Origin of the sequence: Bhargavaea ullalensis, from assembly GCF_042432615.1 — a bacterium.
Taxonomy (GTDB): Bacteria; Bacillota; Bacilli; order Bacillales_A; family Planococcaceae; genus Bhargavaea; species Bhargavaea ullalensis.
In genome coordinates this window covers 1-14,571 of record NZ_JBHLWY010000020.1, presented here as the reverse complement: position 1 = coordinate 14,571, position 14,571 = coordinate 1, and the positions used below count along the sequence as shown (strand labels likewise).

Annotated in this window: 19 protein-coding genes; 11 read left to right on the top strand and 8 right to left on the bottom strand. The window is 53.0% G+C overall.

Translation table 11 applies throughout. The features are described 5' to 3' along the window. Positions 1–48: 48 nt before the first annotated feature. The 4 genes from ACFFIY_RS05350 to ACFFIY_RS05335 are packed head-to-tail and all read right to left on the bottom strand — an operon-like array spanning position 49 to position 2,113. On the bottom strand, positions 49–816 hold the full coding sequence (locus tag ACFFIY_RS05350) for an STAS domain-containing protein (RefSeq protein ID WP_354199066.1): 768 nt from the start codon (positions 814–816) through the stop codon (positions 49–51). After that, positions 770–1,447, bottom strand: a complete 678-nt coding sequence (locus tag ACFFIY_RS05345) for a cobalamin B12-binding domain-containing protein (protein ID WP_354199064.1) — start codon at positions 1,445–1,447, stop codon at positions 770–772. The genes ACFFIY_RS05350 and ACFFIY_RS05345 overlap by 47 nt, the downstream gene beginning before the upstream one ends. A gap of 1 nt (position 1,448) precedes the next feature. Then, positions 1,449–1,811, bottom strand: coding sequence for a hypothetical protein (locus ACFFIY_RS05340; protein WP_354199062.1), 363 nt, complete (start codon positions 1,809–1,811; stop codon positions 1,449–1,451). Continuing rightward, positions 1,808–2,113, bottom strand: a complete 306-nt coding sequence (locus ACFFIY_RS05335) for an antibiotic biosynthesis monooxygenase family protein (protein WP_354199060.1) — start codon at positions 2,111–2,113, stop codon at positions 1,808–1,810. Before ACFFIY_RS05335 ends, ACFFIY_RS05340 begins: the two co-directional genes overlap by 4 nt. A 156-nt stretch (positions 2,114–2,269) precedes the next feature. On the opposite strand from ACFFIY_RS05335, the gene ACFFIY_RS05330 reads away from it, so the two are divergent. The 6 genes from ACFFIY_RS05330 (at position 2,270) to ACFFIY_RS05305 (ending at position 7,506) form a co-directional block, all read left to right on the top strand. Continuing rightward, positions 2,270–2,530, top strand: a complete 261-nt coding sequence (locus ACFFIY_RS05330; protein ID WP_354199058.1) for an adhesin — start codon at positions 2,270–2,272, stop codon at positions 2,528–2,530. Positions 2,531–2,560: 30 nt separating this feature from the next. Then, the gene (locus tag ACFFIY_RS05325; RefSeq protein ID WP_354199056.1) at positions 2,561–2,788 is read left to right on the top strand and encodes a hypothetical protein; all 228 of its coding nucleotides are present in this window, start codon (positions 2,561–2,563) and stop codon (positions 2,786–2,788) included. 64 nt (positions 2,789–2,852) lie between these two features. After that, the gene (locus tag ACFFIY_RS05320; protein WP_354199054.1) at positions 2,853–3,419 is read left to right on the top strand and encodes a YgaN family protein; all 567 of its coding nucleotides are present in this window, start codon (positions 2,853–2,855) and stop codon (positions 3,417–3,419) included. A gap of 66 nt (positions 3,420–3,485) precedes the next feature. Next, on the top strand, positions 3,486–3,902 hold the full coding sequence (gene arr / locus ACFFIY_RS05315; RefSeq protein WP_354199052.1) for an NAD(+)--rifampin ADP-ribosyltransferase: 417 nt from the start codon (positions 3,486–3,488) through the stop codon (positions 3,900–3,902). A gap of 168 nt (positions 3,903–4,070) precedes the next feature. After that, positions 4,071–6,602: an ABC transporter permease subunit gene (locus ACFFIY_RS05310; RefSeq protein ID WP_354199050.1), complete on the top strand. Its 2,532-nt coding sequence runs from the start codon at positions 4,071–4,073 to the stop codon at positions 6,600–6,602. A 16-nt stretch (positions 6,603–6,618) separates the two neighbouring features. Further along, the gene (locus ACFFIY_RS05305; protein ID WP_354199048.1) at positions 6,619–7,506 is read left to right on the top strand and encodes an ABC transporter ATP-binding protein; all 888 of its coding nucleotides are present in this window, start codon (positions 6,619–6,621) and stop codon (positions 7,504–7,506) included. 591 nt (positions 7,507–8,097) lie between these two features. On the opposite strand, the gene ACFFIY_RS05300 is transcribed toward ACFFIY_RS05305, so the two are convergent. Both ACFFIY_RS05300 and ACFFIY_RS05295 read right to left on the bottom strand, forming a co-directional pair. Further along, the gene (locus ACFFIY_RS05300) at positions 8,098–8,358 is read right to left on the bottom strand and encodes a hypothetical protein (RefSeq protein WP_040224747.1); all 261 of its coding nucleotides are present in this window, start codon (positions 8,356–8,358) and stop codon (positions 8,098–8,100) included. A 152-nt stretch (positions 8,359–8,510) separates the two neighbouring features. Further along, complete coding sequence (locus ACFFIY_RS05295; RefSeq protein ID WP_354199044.1) at positions 8,511–8,840, bottom strand: four-helix bundle copper-binding protein; 330 nt, start codon at positions 8,838–8,840, stop codon at positions 8,511–8,513. Positions 8,841–8,969: 129 nt separating this feature from the next. Between ACFFIY_RS05295 and ACFFIY_RS05290 the strand changes: the two genes are divergently transcribed. The 3 genes from ACFFIY_RS05290 (at position 8,970) to ACFFIY_RS05280 (ending at position 10,397) form a co-directional block, all read left to right on the top strand. Further along, on the top strand, positions 8,970–9,158 hold the full coding sequence (locus ACFFIY_RS05290; RefSeq protein ID WP_354199042.1) for a hypothetical protein: 189 nt from the start codon (positions 8,970–8,972) through the stop codon (positions 9,156–9,158). A gap of 17 nt (positions 9,159–9,175) precedes the next feature. After that, on the top strand, positions 9,176–9,634 hold the full coding sequence (locus tag ACFFIY_RS05285) for a hypothetical protein (RefSeq protein WP_354199040.1): 459 nt from the start codon (positions 9,176–9,178) through the stop codon (positions 9,632–9,634). Positions 9,635–9,956: 322 nt separating this feature from the next. Further along, entirely contained in the window at positions 9,957–10,397 is a 441-nt protein-coding gene (locus ACFFIY_RS05280) for a GNAT family N-acetyltransferase (protein WP_354199038.1), read from the top strand. A gap of 86 nt (positions 10,398–10,483) precedes the next feature. Here ACFFIY_RS05280 and ACFFIY_RS05275 read toward each other — a convergent pair whose 3' ends face one another. Together ACFFIY_RS05275 and ACFFIY_RS05270 are read right to left on the bottom strand one after the other, a co-directional pair. Further along, on the bottom strand, positions 10,484–11,413 hold the full coding sequence (locus tag ACFFIY_RS05275; RefSeq protein WP_354199036.1) for a cytochrome P450 family protein: 930 nt from the start codon (positions 11,411–11,413) through the stop codon (positions 10,484–10,486). Beyond that, positions 11,400–11,795: a hypothetical protein gene (locus ACFFIY_RS05270; protein WP_376837200.1), complete on the bottom strand. Its 396-nt coding sequence runs from the start codon at positions 11,793–11,795 to the stop codon at positions 11,400–11,402. Before ACFFIY_RS05270 ends, ACFFIY_RS05275 begins: the two co-directional genes overlap by 14 nt. Before the next feature lie 149 nt (positions 11,796–11,944). Between ACFFIY_RS05270 and ACFFIY_RS05265 the strand changes: the two genes are divergently transcribed. Both ACFFIY_RS05265 and ACFFIY_RS05260 read left to right on the top strand, forming a co-directional pair. After that, complete coding sequence (locus ACFFIY_RS05265; RefSeq protein WP_354199032.1) at positions 11,945–12,580, top strand: ZIP family metal transporter; 636 nt, start codon at positions 11,945–11,947, stop codon at positions 12,578–12,580. Positions 12,581–12,728: 148 nt separating this feature from the next. Further along, positions 12,729–14,321, top strand: a complete 1,593-nt coding sequence (locus ACFFIY_RS05260; RefSeq protein WP_354199030.1) for a long-chain-fatty-acid--CoA ligase — start codon at positions 12,729–12,731, stop codon at positions 14,319–14,321. The last annotated feature ends 250 nt before the right edge of the window (positions 14,322–14,571 follow it).

The window sequence follows — 14,571 nt, the reverse complement described above, 5'->3', positions numbered from 1 at the left end:
TACGAAAATGGCAGAGGCGCCTTAAATGGCGCTTCTGCCGAGCGGGAGTCAGTGATTCAGATGGATGCGGAGCTCCTCTTTGATGGAGTGATTGAATTCAACCCATTGCTCCAGCTGATGAGGGGGCAGCGCTTTTGCCAGATTGGGCTTGATGCCGACCAATTTAATCGGTTGTCCGGTGATCAGATTCAGCGATTTCACGAGCTGGATGAACATCTCGATACCCGCTGCATCCACATCTCCGGCGGCCGTCAGATCAAACAGGACCGTCTCGTAATCGCCTTCAAACACGGATTGAAGGCACCCTCTGGAGATGACCCGTATTTTCCCCGCTGTGATATCACCGAACAGCGGAATCATGCACACCGTGTCAGTCAGCGGGATAAAGGGGCCGGATCGCTCATCCAACCGCCGGAGCACCCGTTCCAGTTCCTCTTTTTTCTCCAGCAGCGCAAAATCTGTGGCGGCCAGCCGGGTCTGGATGGCCATGAGTTTTTGGGTTAAAGGTTCGTTGGCAGGATCCTTTGGCACAAACACCATGGCGGCATGCTCATCCGCTTCCCACTGGAGATGAACATCGAACAGAGCCAGCGGGTTCTCCCTGGTTTTCAAGTTTAATTCGAGCGTGATAGGCTCCTTTTCCGGCAGCCAGCTGAATTGATTCAGCTTTTTGATCGATTCTTCATCAATGATTGATTCAATCCGGCCGCTTCTGAGGTCAAACTGCTCCCCGGCAAGCGACGAATGGCTCACGATAGTTCCATCCCGGTTAATTTTCAAATACGGAAGGGGGAGGGGCAAATTCAGTTCTGCCATTCTTCAACCCTCCTGTCTCATGATCTGCAAGCCATTCTTCGGTTTCCGGCAAATCCCGAAGAATGACAGTGTGTTCGGTAATGTACGAACGAAGATCGTACAGTCCGGCCAGGCGCCCGCCAAGCAGAATGACCGGCTTGTTCGGGAGCGCGGCAAAGGCTTCCGCGTATTCCTTCAGTTTCGGCAAATGATACACAATGCTGACCGACAGGCCGATGACATCCGGCTTCCAGCTCTCGGCCGTTTGAAGGGCAAACTCGAGTGGCAGGCTCGGTCCGAAGTATTTTGTTTCCCAGCCTTGTTCCCTGAACAGGCTGTCGACCATTTTGAGGCCGAGATAGTGCTGTTCACCGTCCAGGCACAGGAACATCGCCCTGCCTGCGGACGGTTTCTCGTTGCGCCCAAACGCAAACTTCGACAGGATGAAATCACAGGTGGCCGTGGCCAGATGCTCATCCGCCACTGTAATTTGATTGGTCTCCCACAAATGGCCCACATGCTGCATGGCCGGAGTGAGCAGATCCTGGTAAACGGCCCGCCGGGATAATTCCGGATGACGCTGCACGCATGCCCACGCTTGGTCTGCATCGCCTTCCAGCAAGCAGGAAGCAAGTGCTTCAAATGGCTCCATCCTAAATTCCCCCTTTCTCTGACTCCTCCTTCAGCCTCACGCAGGCTTTTGCGAGATACTCACGATACCGGACAGTTTCCAGGTCCTCGGGTTCTTGTTCCAGCAAGTCCTCGATGATCTGAAAGTTATCCAGCAAATGCCGGGTATTCATGCCGTGACGGGTCAGAATTCCGCCCAGCCAGACGGCATAGTCGGTGAAAAAGGCGGCGTTGTTTAATTCATAGGCGGTTCGCAGATGCCTCAGGTGATGGTGGTTGTCTTCCCGGCATTTCACTTTTCCCTGCTCGCCGAATCGTTCCAAAAGAGCAGGATCCCGTGCATAAATCTCATCGGTGACCCGGTCGACAAACTGTTCCGCATTCATCCTGCCACCACCTTATATTTCGATATCTTCGGAACAATGGCGGCCAGTTCCTGGTCCGGGTAATTTTTCTCCAGTTCGTGGATTTCCCGGAATTCTGCACTGCGCGCCCAGTTCAAGTAGTTCTCTTTTGAGTCAAAGATCAGCTGCACTGTCAGCTCACCGGGCCGCCGCTCGTTCTGCAAAAGCAGGAAATCCACAAACCCGTCGGCGCGGTCGACGCGGCGGGAACGGTTTTGGTAAATGGCAATGACTTCTTCTGACTTTTCCGGGGGAACATCAAACGTTGAAAATACCGTGTACATCACTTTCTCCCCCTTTTCTGGTTATGATTATTATAAGCTTAACATACCGAAAGATGGATTGCGTGTATTTGAAATGAGCCGATAGACAGGCCGGAACCGCGGAAACACCGCTCCGATAAAACAATCCATATTAATTAAAGTTGAGGTGAGCCTGGCATGATGATTACAGAAGAAGCGAGAGTCCTGCTGAAAGAATTTCTGGAAGCGAGAGGACTGGGGGGAATCCGCCTGACCGTGGAGAGCGGTGAACTCGGCCCCCAATTCTCCATTACGTTTGACGGTCCGCAGGAATTTGACGTCATCCAGACGATCAAGGGCATCCAAGTCGCCATCGACGCCCAGCTGACAGACACCGACCTGCTCGTGCTCGACGTGGAAGAAGGACCCGGGGGCAGGGGAATCGTCCTTCGGAGCTGACCGAAAAAAAAGGGGCGGGAGGGGAAAATCATGAACCGGTTTCTGGATTTCCTGAACAGGCTTGAAGACAAGAAGATCTTCTACAGATTAAGCAAGGTCAGAAGGGAAGCCGTAATGGTGGAAATCGCCGTTCCGGGGCAGCGGTGGGAGGTCGAGTTCATGGACGACGGGACGGTGGAGATTGAAAAGTTCCTTTCCGACGGCGGCTTCTACGATGAGAAAGAAATGGATATCTTATTGAAGGAGTTTGCCGACTGAGCCACACCAAATAAGGGGATGGAGGGCGGGGGGAATCAAAAAGATCTTCAGAATCACGGCATGGATGCTGGCGGCAGTGCTGGTGGTCGTCTTGTCGTCTTGCAGCCAAGCGGGCACGAACACGGTCAAGCCGGCGGATCTGTCCGACAGGGAAAGTGCGATTCTTTCTACTTTTTCGGACGGTCAAATGGTGTTTGACTTTAAATTGGACGCCGATTTCAAGAATGTGACCGTCTGGGTGGAAAAGTATGAATCCGGCCAACTGGTCAACGAACATCTCGCCCAACTGGGAGGACCCGCCGAGCAGAACGGCACCATCATTTTCGGAAACGCCGCCATCGAAGAGAAAAATGTCTTTTATCTCGGCATTCAAAGCGGGGGAAACACGGGATCTTCCATCAATATTGACATGGAAGCGAACGAGTTGGACAAATTGTCCAGCATGTCAGGACCTTTCACAGGCAGTGAAGAATGGAACGGAGAAGAAAGAGTGTTGGGGGATATTTGCTATTCAAATAAAACCAGCATGCGGACACTGACACCGGAATTCTATGAAGACCCGGATGGTCATCTGAACGAAATCAAGCCATATGAAGTCGTTTATTTGCTGAAGGCGAAGGCGGAGCGATAGGAGCAGTTGCTTGCAGAAAGTGCTGTTCGTACGGAAAAGAATAATGAGTTGGAGAGGCGGATGCGCATGGATGATCAAAGAGACGTATTGGACCGCGGTCCTTTCTTCCACGGGACGAAAGCGGAATTGAAGATCGGTGATTTGCTGGAGCCGTTGTACCGATCGAACTACCAGGACAAGAAATCAAACCATATCTACTTCACCGCCACATTGGACGCGGCCAAGTGGGGAGCCGAACTGGCTGCATCCGAAGCGAAAGAAAGAATTTACATCGTCGAGCCGCTGGGCGAATTCGAGAACGATCCGAACGTCACCGACAAACGGTTCCCCGGCAATCCGACCCGTTCCTACCGATCCAAGTCTCCGCTGAAGATTGTGGCGGAACTGGGAGCGTGGGGACGGCATTCCGACGAGCAGATCAATCATATGGTCACCTCGCTGCAAAAACTGCGGGAAGAAGGGAAAGCGGTCATAGAGGATTGAGCCGGATCAGCAACACGTCTACAAACTGTAACTCAGAGGGGGATGCACTCGCATCTCTCTTTTTCAGTTTCGTCTTCCACTGTGAGAAAAGGAAATTAAAAGCAGGATTCCCTTGTGGTTTTGTTGAATGACTTATTCATACATTAATAGGGGTGGGGGAGTCCGAATGTGCTGAGGTTTGAATGGAAGAAAATACGGCGCCAGCGCAAGTTGCTGGTCCTGCTTCTGGCGGTGTTGGTCGGAACGGGACTTTTATACATATTGAACACGATGAGTCAGGAAGACTGGAAAGAAGAAGCGTTCGACCAAACGGACGTATACCGATCCGACGTCGCGGTGGAAGGGGAGCATTTGAAGCAGGAGCAGGAAGATGCAGGGGATGGAGAAGTGCCTCCCGAGCTGTCGAGCCGCCAGGAAGCTCTCAGCAAATTGTCTCAGGCCTTATATGAGTGGCGTGACGTCATCTATTATGCAAACTGGAAGGAATACCCAGCTGCCGAGCAGACCTTTGCCCGTGAAGTCCGAAATTATTCGGAGAAAGGCGGCTTCTTTAATGCGTTATCGGGAGAGAATCTTGAGCTTGTCGAAGCGAAGTCGGCATGGCTGGTCACTCACGGACTTGCATACGAAGACGAGCGGCATCCGCTCACCCCGCACCTGTTTTTAAGTGAAACGGTCCGAATTTTCTTTGGCTTGCCGGGGCTGGTTGTCCTTATCCTGCTTTTCGGGGCGATCGAGATTTCCGACCGGGAGCAGGGGACATGGCGTCTCATCCGGACAGAGCCGGTGACCCGAATGTCGGTCGTGCTCTCAAAGTTCGGAGTTTTGCTGATCGTGCTGGTCTTATATGGCGTGACCGTGATCGGGTCAGGACTGCTCATTCCGCTTGTTGCAGGGGGAGGGCTGCCGGCATGGCAGTATCCGGTCGTGTTGCACGGCGGAGAAAGCTTTGCCATTGAGTCGGTGCTGTTCTGGCTGGTGCGGGGATTGATGTATTTCATCTGCGGGGCGGTTTTCCTGTTTGCCCTGATGCTTGCAGCGGGAACCCGTTTTGCAAAGTCATTCAGCGGACTGGCATTCGTCTTTTTTCTCGGCTTGGCCGGCTATGTGCTTTCCGGTCTGTTCCCATCTATAAAGAATCCGTTCAGGATGCTGCATTGGGCTGAATTGACGGATTTGATTCCGAATTCAGGGGACTGGCAACTGATCGCGGCCACTCTTGCGGCAACCATTCTCCTCTTGGCATTGGCAGTGTTATTGCCGGAAAATCGGACGGAAAGCAAGTCGGCATCCAAACCGAGGTTTGCGGGCGGAGAATCTCCAAAAAACAGTTGGAGAACCGGGCGGATGGCGCTTTTTGAATGGCGGAAGACGGTACGCCAAGGGCTGTTTGGCCAGTCGATTGTTTTGTTTCTTTTGGCAGTGCTGGGCGGGTACTTTCTCCTCTACGAATCAGCAAGAGATCATCAAGCCGAGTATTTCGAGCGGGTGAAGGAATATGCACAATCAGATCTCGAGTTTGCAGACCAGTTGAAGAGCAATTCTGAGGAAGTCATCGAAATCGGAAAACGTGAAATGCAGGAGTTCGGTGATCAAATGATGGGGGTTGACGAGGAGCAAGCGGAAGATATGCTACAGACGGCCCGAATGGCAGAAGTCCGTTCGTCGGTTGAACTAGATAAAATTTCTGCATATGAAGAGCGGGACTGGCGTCGTTTTCATGCGGACCAGCTCTACACGGTGTACGCCAAATACCGGATGGTCATCGGGGACGTCTACAACTCCTCGAACATCGGCCAGGGAATCTGGTTTGGACGATTCAACGAGGATGTCACGTTCGCGGAAAAGGAATGGATGATCCGGCATGACATCAAACCGGTCTTCTCGGGGGAGATCGCCGTGTCCATGTATGACAGCTGGGGCGACTGGGAGAAGGAGCGAAAGCAGTGGATGGAGGAAAACCAGAAAGTCGACGCAGGAGGACTTTTCTCGCTTTATCATGTATTTTCCTCAGGGCTTTATCTGATTCCGATCCTGCTGTTCGTCTTCCTGTTTGGCACCGGAATGGCCGCCGAGCGCGGAAAGCGGCGGACCATGGATCTCCTGCTGACGCAGCCGGTCTGGTCCCGTTCGGTGTTTCTCGGGAAAGCGGTGAACGGCATCGCGGCATCGTCTGTGGCGATGGCGGGCATCTTTGGAATACTCCTGATCCTCGGCACTGTGTTTCGGGGGTTCGGCGACTGGATGTACCCGATTCTCAGGTATGTGCCGGAGAAGGTTTCGGCCCGAGAGGATTATACGGGCATGCTGTCGGGCAGCAAGGGATTTGAATTTCTGCCGCTCGGTGATTACGCGGTCCAGGGACTGGTGTTGTCTGTGTTGGTCCTCATCTTCCTGATCGCGCTGGCGCTGTTTATCTCCGTCTTCACCCGGCATTCCGCTGTCGTCTTTGCAGCAGCGGCAATTCTTTCCGCGGCCGGCTACTATGCGGGGCGGAGCATCTGGCCTGAAGCAGCTGCCTACATCCCATTCACTTACTTGAAAATCGGTGATATTTTGAACGGCGAATTGGCGGCCCGGCTGGATGTTCCGGAGATCAGTTTTTGGACAGGCACATGGGTTCTTTCCGCCGGCATTCTGTTTCTGCTCCTCGCCGGCTATCTGACCCTTCGAGTCGGATTTCGGTTGAGACGCGGATAGAAGGGAGTGAAGAGAAATGATGTTATCAGTGGAAGGGATCAGCAAATCATACGGGAAGCAGGACGTGCTTCATGACATCACCTTTACGATCAAGGAGCCGGGGATCCTCGCTTTGGTCGGTCCGAACGGATCCGGAAAGTCCACACTCCTGAACATCATCGCAAACCTCGTCAAACCCGACCGGGGAGAGGTGACCGTCCTCGGCCGGCCGAACCGGGAGCCGGACATGTTCAGGAAGTTCTCCTACATGCAAGACAACACGGTGCTGTACGAATACCTGACCGGCTACGACCACCTGCAGTTCATTGCCGCTGTCCAGCAACTGGACAAGGACGACATCCTGGCCGCCGCCGAACGGATCGGGACGGCCGGTTATCTCGACAAGAAGGTTTCGAACTACTCACTCGGGATGAAGCAGCAGCTTCTCCTGACAATGGCAGTCGTGAACAAACCGAAGCTCCTCATCCTCGATGAACCGTTGAACGGACTGGACCCGACAAACGCCATCAAGGTCCGCAACTTGCTGCTCGAATTAAAGGAGGAGGGAACAGCCATCCTCCTGTCGTCCCATAACCTGGCCGAGATCGACCGGGTCACCGGAGACGTGCTGTTCCTGAAAGACGGACGGCTGCTGAAAGAAAATCTAAAAACACTCGAGCAGACCTTCTATGTTCTGACAGTTGACGATCCGGAAGCCGCAGAAACGGCACTCCGGCTCGCCGGAATTCCAATCACGGAAAAGACCGGTGCCAAACTCACCGTCACGCCGGGCGACGCTTCCATCAACCGCCTTTTCCTCGCGCTTGACGGCCGCGGCATCGCGGTGCTCGACTGGGAAAAGATCGTCCTTGGAGCTGAAGACCGCTACCGGGCGTTGTTTGGCGAGCAGGCGGCGAAGGACTGATGGCGGCCCGTTCATAAAGTCCGAGAAGAGGACCAAGGGGCCGATTGACGACTGGGAGGAGTTTGGATGAACCACCAGAGCAACACTAATAAAAGGGCTTGGGAATATCGGGCATATGAGTTTTGGGAAAAGAGGGATGGAACCCCGAAGGAGAAGGCACGAACTTTACACTCAGTGAAATCATTAATGCGATCATCCGGTCTGGTTTCAGGATCGAAGAATTTACAGAGCACAGGGGATGGAACGGCAAAAACCTCCCATGGGAATTTACCGTACTCGCAAGTAAACAGCGGACTTAGCGGATCTTCGAGGGGGCCAGGGGCGAGATCCGATCATACAACTTTAATGCCGAGTGTAATCTGAAGGGGCGCGAGTGTCATCGGAAAGGGGCCGAGTGTAATCGGAAGGGACCCGAGTGTCATCGGAAAGGCTGTGAGTGTAACTAGAGGTCAGTTGCACTCACAGCCCGATTGTTTCGACTGTTAATCTGCGAAACTATTCCAACAGTTACTCGTAAAATAGGGGAAGGTGAATGAGACCGGAATGTATCAAGATGATGGAGCCCAATAACAAGAGCGTACTGGGTGCATGTTATTGACTTTTCACCGAATCCACGAAATGCTTGGCATCAATCATCGACATGCCTCTTGTCTCTCTCAAGAATTTCACGGTTTTAACGTCGCCGACGGTATCGATTTTTTCTCTTACCAATTTGATCAGCTCTTGATCTTTTTCATAGGGCAGGGCTCGTTTTTTCTCTGCCTGCAAGATCTTGATTCTCTTGGACTGACCGAAGACGATAAGCAGCAGTCCAATATTTACCAACAATGAGGCGAATAGTGGAAGTTCCATAAAGTCAAACCCTTTCATGTGTGTATTTACATATCTGATTTTTTAACTGTTACTCTTTACGATTTGACCCTTTAATAGGTTTCAGCTCACCGACAAAGCTGGCCAAAAAAAGAAAGCCCCCTGTCCAGGAGCTTTCCCAGTCCACATACGTATCAGGCAGCTGCATTCCGGCATGCCTCTGCACATTTCATGCAGGCTTCCGCACACTTCTGGCAGTGTTCATGGTCGTGTTTTTTGCATTCATTGCCGCAGGCTTCGCAGATTTCTGCGCATACTTTGGCGAGCTGTGCGACGAACGGGGAATTGCGGGAAATGGCGGATTCCAGATAGCTGCACATGTCCGCACATTCGCGGTCGAGCCGGATACACTCGGCCATCATCTTGACGTCTTCTTCTTTTAGGCAGGCGTCAAAGCAGTGATTGCAGGCTTCCATGCATTCATGGAGTACGCTGAGAAGTTCCTGGTGCTGTTTGTGTGGCATTGGATCGACCTCCTGTTGGATTTGTCTACAATGCTAGTCTTCCCGATGAGCGGGGAGCGAAACAGAGATTGTGTAGGGTGTGGGATAGGAAGGACATACGATGAAATTCCGGGAAGGGGCTGCACCAAGATGAAAAGAAAAGATTGGATCACCATGCTCATCCCGTTTGGAATGATGATCGGCACTGCGGCCGGTGTGCTTTTGGGGATATTCCTGGAACCGGTTTCCCGAGTATTCGCCATCGCATTAGGATCCGGAGCGGGCCTGATGCTGGGAATTGTCGCTTACGGAGTGTTCCAAGGGGGAGCAGGAAAATAAGTAAGGGGGATGGGCGCATGGATAAAAAGAGGATTGCGGCTCTGGCCATAGTCCTGGTTCTTACTGTCGGCTACTACCTATATGACCATTCCAAGAAAACAACTTATGAAGAATTGATCGCAGACCTCATCGGTGAAAATAAACAAGTTGAGCGAATTTCGGTTTATAGTGACATTCCGTATATGACAAAATCTGTTCATACAGAAATCAACAGCGAGAAATTGATCGAAAGGTTTTTGACGATCCAAATGAAAATGAAGGAGATCTCGACGCATGAACTGCCACTCATCACCAGCACGATGGTGTTTGAAACTGACCAGGGAACCTACAATATGGGCTTTGATGGGAACAGCGTGATGATCGGTTCCAATCGATACCGGATTACAGATGATTATATAAACGCGGTCGAGATGATCTTGCTCTCCGAGAATTTGAAATGGGAAGTAACGGAGTACACACCGTTTGATTGGCATTAATGTAAGGCTCGATACAATTTCTTCGCGCGACTGACCAAGCAAGAAAGATTACTGTGAAATTGAGGTGACAGATATGGAAAAAGGGAGTGTTGGGACGGCTCTGTTTACCGGTGTATTTGTAGGGGTGATCATGTTTCTTTATTATTTTCTTGTACCTGATACCAACTTTTTTATTACGGTCGTGGTGGCTGGAGTCTCAGCGTGGATCGGAAGCATGATCGGGAATAAGCTTTTCCCGAATAAACAGTAAAGAACCGGGACAACTGCAAGGTTCGCCAGGCTGGAATGCCGGGGAGACATAAGGTGAAAAGGAGGACTCTCAATGGACACACTGTCAATCCGTGAACTCAAAACCGACAAAGAAATACTAGAAGCGTTTCCCGTAATGAATCAATTGCGCACGCATCTTGATGAAGAAACTTATCTTGGCCTGGTGACAGAGGCGATGCAGAGGGACATGTACAGATTGTTTGCGCTGTATGATCAGGGGAATCTCGTGGCGGTTACCGGATTCAAGCCGATGATCACTCTTTATTACGGGCGATTCGTATGGGTATGTGACTTGGTGACGGATGAAACCAGACGCTCAACCGGGTACGGCGAAAAGCTTCTTTCCTATGTGCATGACTGGGCAGAAAATAACGGCTATCAAAGTGTTGCCTTGTCGTCGGGACTGCAGCGAACCGACGCCCATCGGTTCTACGAAGAAAAAATGGGATATGACAAGGTCAGCTATGTCTTTAAGAAGACACTGGATTTGTAGGCGCATAATGACTTGTCACGCCTTTTTCATTTGGAAATAAAAAGCACCCGTCCCGACGGGTGCTGGTTATCGCATACATTCCGCTTTCACAGGATCACCGGCAGTTCCTTCACGCCCCTCACGATCATGCCCGGCCGCCACTCCAACTCGTCCGGGGCTGTCCCCAGGCGGCTCTCCGGAAAGCGGTTGAAGAATGAGCTGATGGCAATTTCGCCTTCCAGGCGGGCAAGCGGGGCGCCGAGGCAGGTGTGGATGCCGAATCCGAATGCGAGGTGGACGCTTTTCTTCCTCGTGATGTCAAAGACTTCCGGATCGTCGAACTTTTCCGGGTCATGGTCGGCAGAGTTCAGAATGATGATGACGAGGTCGCCTTTCTTCATCAGCTGTCCCTTGAACTCCAAATCCTCACCGGCCCATCTGGACGTGCTGAACTCGACGGGCCCCTCAAAGCGGAGGATTTCCTCGACCGCCTTCTTGATCAGGTCCGGCTGTTCCTTCAGCAGCTTTAGCTGGTCCGGGTGCTGCAACAACGTCATGACGCCGTTGCTGATGAGGTTCACCGTCGTTTCATGGCCGGCGATGATGAGCAGCGAGACGACGCCGTACAGCTCCTGCTCGGTCAGCCGGTCGCCTTCTTCTTCGGCGATGATGAGCCGGCTGATCAGGTCGTCGGCAGGATGCTCCCTCAGCATCGCGAACCGCTTCCCGAGATACTCCACGAACGCCTGCATATGCTGTCCGATATCGCCGGCGTAGTCTCCGCCCGAACCCTCGATCATGGCGTTGGACCAGATCCGGAAATTGTCCCGGTCTTCTGCGGGAATGCCGAGGATTTCGCAGATGACGATGATCGGGAGCGGGAAGGCGAATTCATCGATCAGGTCGACGCGTTCTTTTCCCTCCATCTCATCGAGCAGCTCATCGGCGATTTCCTGGATGCGGTCCCGCATGCCGTTGATCATCTTCGGGGTGAATGCGCTCGACACGAGATTCCGAAGCCGCTTATGCTCCGGCATGTCCGCAAACAGCATGTTCTGCGTGAAGCACGCTTTTGTATTCGGGAGAGCCTCCGGATAACTTCGAAAAGTCCTTGATGAACCTCGGTTCCCTCAGCGCTTCGATGGCATCCTCGTACCTCGTGATAAACCACGCCTGATTGCCGTCCGGCAGCAGCTTCCGGAACACCGGCTCTTCTTCGCGAAGGGCCGCGTACGCAGGGTAGGGGTTCTTTCTGAATGCGTCGGTGAATATGGATTCTTTGATGGATTCAATGGAGCTCATAAGGGTTTCCTCCTCTATGTTGATCCGGCGTGTTCCACTGTAGAAGTTCCCTTTGAGCGAGACGTTTAACCCCCGCGGCCGTGCGTCGGCAAAACTGTAAACCGCAGTGACTTGCATAACCGTTTCCAAATCAACATAGCTTCTAATCCGAATACATACAAATGACCATCACTCATCGAAGGAAGGAATCCATGGTTCCCATCTGGGTCATCGGCTTTGCATCCACTTTCCTCGGAGTGGGGATCGGCGGATTGATTTCTCTCCTGATGAATGAAAATCCAAAAAGCACGGGAATGGTGTATGCAATTTGCACCGGCGCCATTTTAGGGTTGATCGGCTTTGAAATCATTCCGGAGGTTCTGCGGGATGGCGGCTGGACGGTCGTGGCCGCAGGTTTTCTTGCCGGCGTCACCCTGTTTTGGTGGATTCATCTGATATTCCGTTTTACCTCTTCGCCATCCGTTCAGACAACGATCAGGCCGGGGATTTTATTGATGGCGGCCATTGCCGTCCATAACTTTCCGCTCGGGATCATGATGGGGAGCGGCGATCACGTTGATATGAGTTCCGCATTGATGAAGACACTCGTGCTACACAACATCCCGGAGGGCATGATTTTATTCATGCCTCTGTTTGCAGCCGGTTTAAAAGTTGGGCCGATGTTCGTCATTTCCACTCTGATCGCTTTACCAGTCGGGGCAGGGGCTGTTTTTGGCGAATTGCTGGGATTGGGAAACGAAAGACTGTCCGCTTTTTTGATCAGTCTTTCGGTCGGCATGATCTACAGGGTCGCCGTGAAGGAGATTTACCCCGAAGCCGTCCGTCATTCGTCGAACGCGTACAGCCTATGCATCGCCGTCCTTTCTTTCTTGCTGATGGGCCTGTACCTGCTCCTGATTTGAATAAAATCCGCATACCCGACGGCTTTGCTCTGCGCGCCGGCCGGGTATTCTTTTTGGAGTCAAAGATTGATTATCTGCTGTAGCGATTTTGATCCTATATTGTTATGCTATTCAAATAGTATAGACGAATTCGAAGGGAGACGGGGACATGTTTGCTGCATTGACACCGATGGACTGGAAGCGCAGGGCGCTGAAGTATTACCCGGAGAAGGTCGTCGTGATCGACGGAGACAAGGAATTCACTTACAAGGAATTCGGGGAGAGGGCGGACCGGCTGTCGGTTGCCCTTCAAGAGGCGGGGATCCGCGAAGGGGACCACGTGGCGGTCATGCTGCCGAACACCCACTACATGCTTGAGTGCTTCTACGGCATCTGTCAGATGGGCGCGGTCATGGTGCCGCTCAACTACCGGATCACCGCATCAGACATGGAATACATCATTAATCACAGCGACGCCAAGATGCTCATCGTCGATGAGGAGTTCAGCGCGCCGATCGAGGAGATCCGGGACCGGCTTTCGCTCGAGAAGATCATCGTCGTTGAAGTGGAAGGCGAGACGAATGGACTGGCTGCGGTCGATTATGAAACGTTCATCCGGGAAATTCCGGAGGATGCGCCTGTTCCGTACGCGGAGATCGACGAAAATCAGCTTCTGACACTCAATTACACGAGCGGCACGACGTCGAGGCCGAAGGGCGTCATGCTGACGCACCGCGGCAACTACCTGAACGCCGCCAACTTCATGTATCACCTCGGGGTCCATCATGATGACGTTTACCTGCACACGCTTCCGATGTTCCACGCGAACGGCTGGGGCGGCGTCTGGGCGATCACGGCGACAGGCGCGACCCATGTATGCCTTCGCAAGGTCGTCCCGTCCGTCATCCTCGACTTGTTCGAAGACAGGAAGATCAGCCTGCTCTGCGGCGCGCCGACCGTCGTCAACATGCTCGTCAACGAACCGAAAGCGCAGGAAGTGGAACTCTCCGTGAATCCGCGCATGGCGACGGCCGGATCGCCGCCGGCCGCTGCACTCATCGGACGTGCGCAGGACCTGCTCGGCCTCAACATGATGCACGTGTACGGCCTGACTGAGACGTCGCCGTTTATCCTGTACAGCGAATGGAAGCGAGAATTCGACGGCAAGACGGCCGACGAGCAGGCGGTGATCAAGGCGCGCCAAGGGATCGAACTCGCCTTCAACGGCGAGACGAAAGTTGTCCGCGAAGACGGCACGGAAGTCGAGTGGGACGGCCAGGAGCTCGGCGAGATCATCACCCGGGGCAACGTCGTCATGGACGGCTATTACAAGGATCCGGAGAAGACGGAAGAGGCGATGCGGGGCGGCTGGTTCCATACGGGCGACCTCGCCGTCACCCACCCGGACGGCTACGTCGAAATCCGGGACCGGGCGAAAGACATGATCATTTCCGGCGGCGAGAACATCTCATCGACCGAGATCGAAGGCGTGCTTTACCGCCACCCATCAATCGTCGAAGCGGCCGTCATTGCGGTGCCCGACGAGAAGTGGGGCGAAGTGCCGAAAGCGATTGTTGTGCTGAAAGACGGGCAGAGCGTCACAGAAGCCGACATCATCACCTACTGCCGGGACAACATGGCCCACTTCAAGGCACCGAAGTCGGTGGAGATCGTCGATGAACTCCCAAAAACCGCAACGGGGAAACTCCAGAAGTTCAAACTGCGGGAGATGTTCTGGGAAGGGGCAAGGAAGGTGAACTAATTTAGTGGAAAGGCGATGCCTGCGGGGCATCGTCTTTTGCTGGATAAAGGGCGAGTGAGACGCAAAGGCGCGCGAGTGAGACGCTTTGCCGCCCGAGTGAGACGCTTTCGCGTTCGAGTGTGTCGCTTTTGATCATCATCCCTCTAAAAAATTGAAAAACCGCCGGACGGCTTGTCCGGCGGTCAGACTGTAGACAAAACGGACCCAAAAGAAATCTTTTGGGGTCGTTTTGTCATTTTAGTGGATATTT

Bases quoted from the DNA above. Each gene is read 5' to 3' on its own strand.
- ACFFIY_RS05330 (WP_354199058.1), top strand. From the start codon at position 2,270: ATGATGATTACAGAAGAAGCGAGAGTCCTGCTGAAAGAATTTCTGGAA.
- ACFFIY_RS05345 (WP_354199064.1), bottom strand. From the start codon at position 1,447: ATGGAGCCATTTGAAGCACTTGCTTCCTGCTTGCTGGAAGGCGATGCA.
- ACFFIY_RS05275 (WP_354199036.1), bottom strand. From the start codon at position 11,413: ATGCCGGAGCATAAGCGGCTTCGGAATCTCGTGTCGAGCGCATTCACC.
- ACFFIY_RS05270 (WP_376837200.1), bottom strand. From the start codon at position 11,795: ATGCAAGTCACTGCGGTTTACAGTTTTGCCGACGCACGGCCGCGGGGG.
- ACFFIY_RS05280 (WP_354199038.1), top strand. From the start codon at position 9,957: ATGGACACACTGTCAATCCGTGAACTCAAAACCGACAAAGAAATACTA.
- ACFFIY_RS05290 (WP_354199042.1), top strand. From the start codon at position 8,970: ATGAAAAGAAAAGATTGGATCACCATGCTCATCCCGTTTGGAATGATG.
- ACFFIY_RS05335 (WP_354199060.1), bottom strand. From the start codon at position 2,113: ATGTACACGGTATTTTCAACGTTTGATGTTCCCCCGGAAAAGTCAGAA.
- ACFFIY_RS05285 (WP_354199040.1), top strand. From the start codon at position 9,176: ATGGATAAAAAGAGGATTGCGGCTCTGGCCATAGTCCTGGTTCTTACT.
- ACFFIY_RS05295 (WP_354199044.1), bottom strand. From the start codon at position 8,840: ATGCCACACAAACAGCACCAGGAACTTCTCAGCGTACTCCATGAATGC.
- ACFFIY_RS05260 (WP_354199030.1), top strand. From the start codon at position 12,729: ATGTTTGCTGCATTGACACCGATGGACTGGAAGCGCAGGGCGCTGAAG.
- ACFFIY_RS05350 (WP_354199066.1), bottom strand. From the start codon at position 816: ATGGCAGAACTGAATTTGCCCCTCCCCCTTCCGTATTTGAAAATTAAC.
- ACFFIY_RS05300 (WP_040224747.1), bottom strand. From the start codon at position 8,358: ATGGAACTTCCACTATTCGCCTCATTGTTGGTAAATATTGGACTGCTG.
- ACFFIY_RS05325 (WP_354199056.1), top strand. From the start codon at position 2,561: ATGAACCGGTTTCTGGATTTCCTGAACAGGCTTGAAGACAAGAAGATC.
- arr (WP_354199052.1), top strand. From the start codon at position 3,486: ATGGATGATCAAAGAGACGTATTGGACCGCGGTCCTTTCTTCCACGGG.
- ACFFIY_RS05265 (WP_354199032.1), top strand. From the start codon at position 11,945: ATGAATGAAAATCCAAAAAGCACGGGAATGGTGTATGCAATTTGCACC.
- ACFFIY_RS05305 (WP_354199048.1), top strand. From the start codon at position 6,619: ATGATGTTATCAGTGGAAGGGATCAGCAAATCATACGGGAAGCAGGAC.
- ACFFIY_RS05340 (WP_354199062.1), bottom strand. From the start codon at position 1,811: ATGAATGCGGAACAGTTTGTCGACCGGGTCACCGATGAGATTTATGCA.
- ACFFIY_RS05320 (WP_354199054.1), top strand. From the start codon at position 2,853: ATGCTGGCGGCAGTGCTGGTGGTCGTCTTGTCGTCTTGCAGCCAAGCG.